Raw genomic sequence first — 6,995 nt, forward strand, 5'->3', positions numbered from 1 at the left:
CCGCTGATTGCTGAACACGTACACTATGCGCGCGAATGGATCGAGCTTCATCGATTGCTTGACGATAGCTGCAAGACCGTTGATGCTCGCGGGGAAATCGATGGCGTCGCGATGCACATAGACGTTCAGCTCATCGTTGAGCCGAAGCTCCACCACTTGTCGAAAGGCCGGAACAATGCACGATTAATGCTTCACAAGGCATTCAGCGTTGACACAGGACTATTCATCGCGTCGATGACCAGGTCCGTCCTATGCTGTCACATAGACGCAATCTCGAGAAAGTTCCACATGCCCGGTAAGAAGCGGGTGGAAGATGGGCAGGCTGCCTCGGACCGCATTTCAGCGAAGTTGTGCGCAACTCACATTTTCCTACGTCCGCCCGACTCGAACGAGCAAAGTGAGGCGCTCCCCAATAGAGATGGCCGGCGCAACGTCATTCGCATGTGCGGGAAGACGACAGCAAGTAACGATGCCGAGAGTATCGACTGCTAAGTGCGGCGTTCACATCTCTTCTGGAGCAACCGACGATCGAAACGCCATGGGCTCTGCCCACCCGCCTTTAAGCCTCCTCCTCTACAGAACAAGGATTTTTGACTAATGACTCTATTCGTCCGATTCACACGTACGGTTAGCAATCGGCATTAATCCTGTATCGTTAGAGCTTCGAATTGGTTTGACGAACAAAGCACACTGCGGGCTCTTCCTTGCCATCGGGTGAACGACAAACAGCGGATATTACATCCCTCGCGCGATGCTCTGAGCGCCAGAAGGAATGAGAAGCCGCCTCACGAACCCACGGGTCTGAGCGTCCACGGAGGCCGGCGGATTCAACCGGTCGATGCAATAGTTGGCTGGAACCGTTCGGCGGACATCTCGTGATTCAGTGTCTTCCTCGAACGTTCATTCAGCCCTCTTGGCACGGCATTGAGTTTGGCGCGTGGGCGCGCGGACAGATTGATGCCATTCAGGAAGTACTGCCTCCGCAGGCCATTGATTTTTTCATTCGAACCGCGCTGCCAGAGGTGTTCGGATCGCCGAAGTACACGACAATCTCGGTGGCAATTGTGAATAGTTTGTGACCGGCCATCCTCGTGTCCCTGCCGATCGAATCGCCCGCAACTAGGCCTCCGGATATCTCGTCGCGTTAAGTAAGCATTAGCGCCAGCGTAGATCGTCGCCGTGGCGCCGGCTGGATCCCTCAATCAAGTTTGCGCCAGAATTCCCTGTACCGACGAATGATTGCGATTGAAGATCCCGGCGATATGCTGCAGCGACTTACCCGCACGCCACCGCTCCCGCATGAACGTTTTCTGGCTATCGCGGCAGTAGATCCGACACCTCGGCTTGATTTGCAACACTCCCAGCGCTCATTGTGGTGCATCGACCGGTTGAATCCGCGCGGAAACACGACACTCATCCCCTGCCTCTCACCATGCGTACATCCTTGGGATGCGATTCGCCAACGTTTGCTTTGCCCCAGAGCTGAGACGACGCGCGACAGTTCACGAAAACACCCGAGCGCTCTTCGGGCGCAACCTGCATCAGCGGGCCTTAGTTTAGAACTGCACTGAAAACTGGGCGGCGAAAATTATCTTGGCCGGCGCATTGACTCAGGTTATTTGTTACCAGGCCCGGGTTGTTGCCTCATGTAATTTGCTACCTTCCAGACGGCTGGCAGAGGCGACTTATGACGAGGCGACTCAGCATGGCGACAAGACGGGAATTGATTAAGGCGGTCGGCGAGCGTTACCGACGTTCGGACCGGAGCGGCAAACGCCAGATTCTGGACGAGTTTCTCAAATTGACGGGCTATCACCGCAAGCACGCGATCCGCGTGCTATGCAATGAAGCGCGGGCGTCGAAGGCAAGGCCTGGTCCCCCTCGCCGCTACACCGACGAAGTGCGTGCGGCCCTGATAACGCTCTGGGAAGCCGCCGACCGAATCTGTGGGAAACGGCTGAAGGCGGTGATTCCGACGCTGGTCGAATCGATGACCCGGTATGGTCATCTGTCGTTGTCAGACGGCTTGCGCGAGAGGCTCCTGGGCATCAGTGCGGCGACCATCGACCGGCTGCTCGCCGACGTTCGTGAACAGGCCTTCGGTGGTCGGCGCAAGCGTGCCGGAGGAGTTGGCAACGCGATTCGCCGCGCCGTTCCTGTTCGGACCTTCGCCGACTGGAATGACCCGCTGCCCGGCTATCTGGAAATCGATTTCGTCGAGCATTGCGGCGGCGTCAAGATCGACGGCGATGTACTCAAGCGCTCAGCTTCGGACGCTGCAGCGACGCGTTGCAGCATGGCGATCAAACCGCGCGAGGGAGCCGGTTACCAGAGTTCTCGGTGAGCCCGATGCGATGGAGGTTGGCGCTGCGTAGCGGCGCCAGCCTCCATCGCAGAACACCCCCGAGGTGACGATTACCCCGGAGTAACATCATTCCGTGAGGCAACACGACCGGCCGTGCTGCTTGACGCCGGCTAAAAACCACGCTTCAGCCAAGCGTTCTCTTTCTCCGAGCCAGTGAACCGGGCCGCGCTCTGACTTCGGGCGTCGCATGCGAGAAACTGCAACGTATTGCGGGTCACGAGGTAGGCCGAAACTTCCGGTCGCGGCACATTGCGCATGCGGTTCCCAGATTGGTTTCCCGGCCATTTTGCGAATGGGCCGCATCATGATCAATCATTCCGCCAAGGTTGGCGCCGGGCCACCCGTCACGTGTTTTAGGCGACTTAATGTTGGCGTCGTGCTCTTCCTTCTGCCCCTGCTTCACATCGATGCTGACCTTCGGACCGTCCTGCAGCCGCTGCCCTGAATCTTCGACAAGCGGGCGGAGGTCTTCTCCACCGTCGACCCGCGTGACAAGGCCGAACCCCGTCGCGTCGTTGAACCGCTTTCCTGTTCCAGTTGCAGCATGAGTTCCTCGAAAGTTAGCGTTGTATGCGGCCTACGTCCGTTGCCCATCACTCACTTTACGCGTGTTCGTGCTCGCCTCCGGACGCCGGGCAGGCGAGCGGGCACCGGTCCGTGTGGCGCCTTTGGTACCGCATCTGGCAGACTTCTGCATTCCGCGAAGTACTGGAGCACCCTCGCCGCGGCCGACTTGCCGCGCTGTTCTAGTCTTCCGCGAAGGGCGAGCGCAAATGCCCTAAGGTCGTCGCCTCCGCGCGACGCCTGGAAGGCCTGAATAGTCTCTGCCACCGCCTCCAGCATGGTATGCTCGTGCAGCGTGCTCGCGATATGCGAGGTGGCTCTCGCCAGTTCCATCTCATAGACCTTGAGCCGTGCTGGCTCCTCGAAGGCACCGTCTCTTTTGGCTGGCTTCATCGATCGATACCCCCGGCTCTGCGAAAACAACGGACTTTCCGCATCAGAGAAAGTGCGCAGCGGCGTGATTCTGACCGCGATACCGAGCGGCCCGCGCACATCAAAACATATAGGCAACGGAGAGAACTGCATGCATCCGATCGCCATAAAGCGCGAATCAGGAGGCCCGAGGCTGCCCAGTGCAAAGCCAGTGAACGTCGAGTTTGAGCATCGTAGCAAGGCGCATGCAGACATTCAGCGGCGGCACAGTGATTCCGCCTCGCCAATATTCCACTTCATGCTCACTGACACCGAGCCAGTTAGCTGCGCGTGCGGAACTCATGCCAGCCCGCTTCAATGCCCGGTCTAGGCGTGCGGCCAAGGCGCGCCTGAGGCGGTCGTTCCCCGCACTACGCTCGAGATAACCGAGGCTTTCGGAATGAGAATTCATCATGGGATAGCTCACTCAGATATATGTTTCTTATGCGATTCGCTGCGAGCTGTTTCGGCTGCGCCGCAAGCTACATGCTCCTCATGGCGCTTTCGTAATGCCATGGCTGACTCGCGACGGCAGGCTCTACGCGGCCGAGTGCTTGCGAGTTGTCTGTCCGTCCGCCTCATCGCATGTATCGTCGTCGGACATTAGAGGATTGTTAGCACGTGACTTTGTATTGAACGCGAAGCAGAACCTTAGGCCCCCCGAAACCCACGTCGGCTAGCGTATTATCGGCCTTGCGGCAGACCGTCGCTCACAGCAATGCAATGCATAGGCGGCCAGAAAAGCGCTGGCTTGCCCCCAAATTCGGGCATCTTCAATGGTTTGCAGAAGTGCATTAGAAGCGAACGGCTTGCGCAGGCAGACGTCGAAAAACCGGGGTAGTCCGTCGACATCGCTGCCACCGGTCATGGATACGATGAAGGGACGCCCAGCGAAAGGCGCTGTGATAATTGCCCGTGCAACCGCACTTCCCTTGATTCCGGGCAGGTCCTCATCGAGAAGTACCAGCTCGAAGGCATGGCTAGCTACCAGTGAAAGTGCCGCGTCTCCGTTTTCGGCGACAGTGGCGTGATGGCCATAGCAGTCAAGCAGGAATGCCAGACTATCTGCCACCTCCTTATTATCTTCGACGACCAGCACGTCCATCCGGACTCTCCTAGATTTTGGAAAGAAGGCTCATTGTTTCCATATTATTATATTATCCCAATTATCGCTATGTGGCATTTTAAAGATCAACGGCTTGTATAAGGCGGAAGTGATCCATCGTCTTGGCCCGTGGCGCAACTTGCTGGCCGTTGAAATGGCGACGCTCGAATCGGTGGACTGGTTCAACAGCCGTCGGCTGCTCGGCCCCGTCGGCGACATTCCACCTGCCGAGGCAGAACCCGCTTGTTATTCGGAACTCACCGGGTCCGCCGTCGGGGCGTGACTCAAGCAAACAGTCTCCGGGAAACCTAGGGTGCTTCAGTCAAGAGCCGTACGCATAGTCAAGATCGGGATGGCTGGTTGCTTACACCAATTATCTGCGCACCAGAAAGTGTGGCAGGTTTGTCAGGCGACTGGCACGACCCTTCCCATCCCCACAGGCGAGTTGCAGAGGGGCAAGCCCCTCTAGGTTCTGTGACCCGCTGCGGACGATCGGCCTGAGAATCCCCGCTATGCAAAACTTGCATGACAGTATGCATGTACGGCATTCAAAATTCCTCCGCGATCTCTAAGATTGCACCCTGACACAAGTCAACGCTTCTAGAGTCGTTGGGCGTGCCAGTCAAAGGCGCACTCCACATATCCAGACTCATGCGCCATCTCAGGACGGAGACACATGAAAAATCGACTCACCTTCTACATTCTCGCGGGGATGGTGCTTGGCGTAGCTGTCGGCTATATCTGCCATCGGACGGCGGCGGATGAGGCGCACGCCATACTAATCGCCGGTTACTTCTCCGTTGCCACGGACATCTTTCTACGGCTCGTCAAGATGATAATTGCGCCGCTCGTTTTTTCGACGCTCGTTTCGGGTCTTGCTGGCTTGGAGGAGACGAGCGACGTGCGAAGGATCGGCCTGCGGTCGGTCGGCTGGTTCCTGTGTGCGTCCCTGTTCTCGCTTGCTCTCGGGCTCGTCCTTGCGAACCTTCTTCAACCGGGCGCTGGTCTGCATATGATCCAAACGAACGCCGACGTGGCGACCGGACTCGATGCCTCTGCGCTAGATTTCAGGGATTTCGCCACTCACGCATTTCCCACGAGCATCCTTGATGCGATGGCGCGAAACGATATTCTTCAAATTCTTGTGTTCTCTGTGCTGTTTGGGATTGTTCTGAGCGTAACCAAGTCGGACCCACGCGTCGCAGCGCTCGTCGCCGGTGTCGAAGGGCTCGTGCCTGCCATGCTGAAGCTAACGGATTATGTAATGCGCCTCGCGCCCGTCGGCGTATTCGGCGCTCTGGCTTCGGCGGTTACGGTTCATGGTTTGGATATACTCATCACCTACGGCAAGCTCGTCGCGAGCTTCTACGTGGGACTCGCTTTCTTGTGGATCGCGCTGATACTCGCCGGATATGCATTCCTCGGCAAGCCGATCTGGGCCCTCCTCAAGTGTATCCGTGAGCCCGCGATGCTAGCATTTTCCACCGCGAGCAGCGAAGCTGCGTATCCACGTCTGACTGAGAAGTTGGAAGAGTTCGGCGTCGACAAGAAAGTAGTCGGCTTCACCCTCCCGCTCGGATACGCGTTCAATCTCGACGGATCGATGATGTATCAGGCATTCGCCGCGATCTTCATTGCGCAAGCGTTCGGGATCGACATGCCCATTAGCGTGCAAATCGCGATGCTGTTGGTGCTGATGGTAAGCAGCAAAGGTATGGCGGGGGTCGCTCGCGGCTCCGTGGTTGTCGTCGCAGCCGTGGCGCCAATGTTCGATTTGCCGCCATCGGGCGTCGTGCTTGTGCTTGCGATCGACCAGATCCTCGACATGGGCCGTACAGCGACAAATGTGATCGGCAACAGCATCGCGACGGCGGCCATCGCGAAGTGGGAAAGCAAGCGGACTGCGGGCTTGGAACGCGGCGACGCGAGGACCACGGATCCGGCTTCGTTTGTTCAACTTGACGGGCAGACGAAATGAACTCGACCAACGGGATGTAAGCGACTGGATCTGCCTCTGCGTTGAACCGCCTCCGAGAAATGCGTCTTTTGCTAAGCAGGTAGATTCAACAACGGCGAAGTACGATGACTGGCAAGGCGAAGTGGGCGCAGTATATACACGAATTCCGGCTTGAAGCAGTGTGACGGGTTAAGGCTAGGCAAAGCGTGGCAGCGGCGGCAACACTGGGCGTGGTTCAACAGACGCTGTACAAGTGGGTAAGCGCAGGAGGCAGGCTGGCGCAGACACGAAGCCTGTGAGGCCGGCACTGATGGAACTAGCGCGGCTGCGTGCGTCAGTCGTCGCCTGGCGATGGAGCGGGATATTCCGAAGAAAAGCCGCGGTAGGTTCAATGAGTCGCTGCAACAGCCTCGCATAGTTTATCGGCCGGAGACAGGAAGCCCAATATCTTTCTGGGCCTTTCATTGAGCCGCGCTGCGATCTTGTTCAATTCTGCATGGGAGTATTGATCAAGTTGCGTGCCGTGGGGCAAGTACTGACGCAGAAGTCGGTTCGTGTTTTCGTTGGTGCCGCGTTGCCAGGGACTTCGCGGG

General features: G+C 57.7%; 7 protein-coding genes and 2 pseudogenes. 3 read left to right on the forward strand and 6 right to left on the reverse strand.

The window, feature by feature from the left end:
- From tnpB to P0D80_RS52055, 3 genes and pseudogenes are all read right to left on the reverse strand, one after another.
- On the reverse strand, positions 1 to 156 hold a 156-nt coding region (tnpB, locus tag P0D80_RS47845; RefSeq protein WP_408295204.1), incomplete at its 3' end, for an IS66 family insertion sequence element accessory protein TnpB.
- Between the two features lie 671 nt (positions 157 to 827).
- Positions 828 to 1,084 (reverse strand): annotated as a pseudogene (locus tag P0D80_RS47850) (IS30 family transposase); the annotation flags it as partial.
- Between the two features lie 933 nt (positions 1,085 to 2,017).
- Positions 2,018 to 2,224, reverse strand: coding sequence for a hypothetical protein (locus tag P0D80_RS52055; RefSeq protein ID WP_494478667.1), 207 nt, complete (start codon positions 2,222 to 2,224; stop codon positions 2,018 to 2,020).
- 25 nt (positions 2,225 to 2,249) lie between these two features.
- Between P0D80_RS52055 and P0D80_RS52060 the strand changes: the two genes are divergently transcribed.
- Entirely contained in the window at positions 2,250 to 2,375 is a 126-nt protein-coding gene (locus P0D80_RS52060; protein WP_494478668.1) for a hypothetical protein, read from the forward strand.
- Positions 2,376 to 2,962: 587 nt separating this feature from the next.
- Here the strand turns inward: P0D80_RS52060 and P0D80_RS47860 are convergent.
- Both P0D80_RS47860 and P0D80_RS47865 read right to left on the reverse strand, forming a co-directional pair.
- A complete protein-coding gene (locus tag P0D80_RS47860; RefSeq protein ID WP_408295192.1) occupies positions 2,963 to 3,454 on the reverse strand; it encodes a hypothetical protein in 492 nt (163 codons plus the stop codon).
- 562 nt (positions 3,455 to 4,016) lie between these two features.
- The gene (locus tag P0D80_RS47865; RefSeq protein ID WP_408295195.1) at positions 4,017 to 4,445 is read right to left on the reverse strand and encodes a response regulator; all 429 of its coding nucleotides are present in this window, start codon (positions 4,443 to 4,445) and stop codon (positions 4,017 to 4,019) included.
- An 85-nt stretch (positions 4,446 to 4,530) separates the two neighbouring features.
- On the opposite strand from P0D80_RS47865, the pseudogene P0D80_RS47870 reads away from it, so the two are divergent.
- Together P0D80_RS47870 and P0D80_RS47875 are read left to right on the forward strand one after the other, a co-directional pair.
- A pseudogene (locus P0D80_RS47870) lies at positions 4,531 to 4,728 on the forward strand (IS3 family transposase); the annotation flags it as partial.
- A 393-nt stretch (positions 4,729 to 5,121) separates the two neighbouring features.
- The gene (locus P0D80_RS47875; protein WP_408295198.1) at positions 5,122 to 6,423 is read left to right on the forward strand and encodes a dicarboxylate/amino acid:cation symporter; all 1,302 of its coding nucleotides are present in this window, start codon (positions 5,122 to 5,124) and stop codon (positions 6,421 to 6,423) included.
- A gap of 367 nt (positions 6,424 to 6,790) precedes the next feature.
- Here the strand turns inward: P0D80_RS47875 and P0D80_RS47880 are convergent.
- On the reverse strand, positions 6,791 to 6,995 hold a 205-nt coding region (locus tag P0D80_RS47880), incomplete at its 5' end, for a transposase (protein ID WP_408295201.1).

This window comes from Paraburkholderia sp. RL17-373-BIF-A, assembly GCF_046030175.1.
GTDB lineage: Bacteria > Pseudomonadota > Gammaproteobacteria > Burkholderiales > Burkholderiaceae > Paraburkholderia.